The sequence below is a fragment of the Bradyrhizobium sp. genome (genome assembly GCF_049581145.1).
In the GTDB taxonomy this organism is placed as follows: Bacteria; Pseudomonadota; Alphaproteobacteria; order Rhizobiales; family Xanthobacteraceae; genus Bradyrhizobium.
This window is the reverse complement of the sequence record NZ_JBAURI010000013.1, coordinates 1-1654: the sequence shown is the minus strand read 5'-3', so window position 1 is coordinate 1654 and position 1654 is coordinate 1. Positions and strand designations below refer to the sequence as shown.

At 63.6% G+C, this 1654-nt stretch carries 1 protein-coding gene and 1 pseudogene; both read left to right on the top strand.

Translation table 11 applies throughout. From position 1 onward, the window contains the following. Nucleotides 1-183: aminotransferase class I/II-fold pyridoxal phosphate-dependent enzyme (locus WCB02_RS00430; RefSeq protein ID WP_423955125.1), on the top strand; the 183-nt coding region annotated here is incomplete at its 5' end. A gap of 204 nt (nucleotides 184-387) precedes the next feature. Next, nucleotides 388-1654 (top strand): annotated as a pseudogene (locus WCB02_RS00425) (hybrid sensor histidine kinase/response regulator); the annotation flags it as partial.

Sequence of the window (1654 nt, the reverse complement as noted above, 5' to 3'; positions counted from 1 at the left end):
GAGCACGGCATCTACATCCAGCCGATCAACTATCCGACGGTGGCCAAGGGCACCGAACGGCTGCGCATCACGCCGTCACCCTATCACGATGACGGATTGATCGACCACCTTGCGGAAGCGCTGCTCCAGGTCTGGGAGCGACTCGACCTGCCGCTGAACCGGAAGTCGCTCGCGGCCGAATAACGGCCGACGGCAATCCTCTGGAACAAGATGATTGGCGGCGCGTGACGGCCCTCGGCACCGCTCGATTTAACGACGATCCCAATCCCCCGGCAGACCGGGGAAATCGCTGTCGCCAGCACGGTCACAACGCGTTATCCTCGGCCCCAACGATATGAGAGGCTTCGACAAGAGGCTTCCCGGGCCGGTACAGGGAGTAACGCAGCGATGCTGCACGACTGGGGCGTGATCGCAGCCGCATTTGGCTACATCAGCCTGCTGTTTTTCGTCGCGAGTTATGGCGATCGGCTGTCGCCCGCCCAGCGCGGCCGCGCCTCGGCGCTGATCTATCCGCTGTCGCTTGCGATCTATTGCACGTCCTGGACCTTTTTCGGCTCGGTCGGGTTCGCCACCCGCAACAGCGTCGACTTTCTGGCGATCTATATCGGCCCGATCGTGATGGTCGGGCTCTGCACGCCGCTGCTCCGCCGCGTCATCCGGCTTGCGAAAAGCCAGAACATCACCTCGATCGCCGACTTCATCGGCGCGCGCTACGGCAAGAGCCAGGCGGTCGCCGCCACCGTCGCGCTCATCGCGATGATCGGATCGGTTCCCTATATCGCGCTGCAGCTCAAGGCGATGTCGTCATCGCTTACCACCATCCTGAGCGAGGACCAGGCGTTCTCCAAGATTCCGATCATCGGCGATATCGCGCTGATGGTGACGTTGGCGATGGCGGCCTTCGCGGTGCTGTTCGGCACCCGGCAGACCGACGCCACCGAGCACCAGCACGGCCTGATGCTGGCGGTGGCGACCGAATCGATCGTCAAGCTGGTCGCCTTCATCGCCGCCGGCGCGTTCGTCACGTTCTGGATGTTCACCCCTGCGCAGCTTGCGGAACGCGCGAGCAGCAGCCCGGAAGCGGTTCGCGCGATCAATTACGTGCCGTCGATCGGCAACTTCCTGACCATGGTGCTGTTGTCGTTCTGCGCGATCATGATGCTGCCGCGCCAGTTCCATGTCACCGTGGTCGAAAACTCCACCGACTCCGAAGTCCGCCGCGCGCGCTGGCTGTTCCCGCTCTATCTCGTCGCCATCAACCTGTTCGTGATTCCGATCGCGCTCGCCGGCCTCATCGTGTTTCCGTTCGGCGCCGTCGACAGCGACATGTATGTGCTGGCGCTGCCGATCGACGGCAACGCGCCATGGCTTTCGATCGGCGTCTTCGTCGGGGGCCTGTCGGCGGCCACCGCGATGGTGATCGTGGAATGCATCGCGCTGTCGGTCATGGTCTCGAACGACATCGTGATGCCGCTGGTGCTGCAGCGCGGCCGTCATGCCGGCGGCCAGACCAAGGATTTCGGCGACTTCCTGCTGAAATCACGCCGGATCGCGATCCTGGCCATCATGCTGATGGCCTACTTCTATTACCGCGCGCTCGGCAACACGCAACTGGCGGCGATCGGCCTGTTGTCGTTCGCCGCGATCGCCCAGC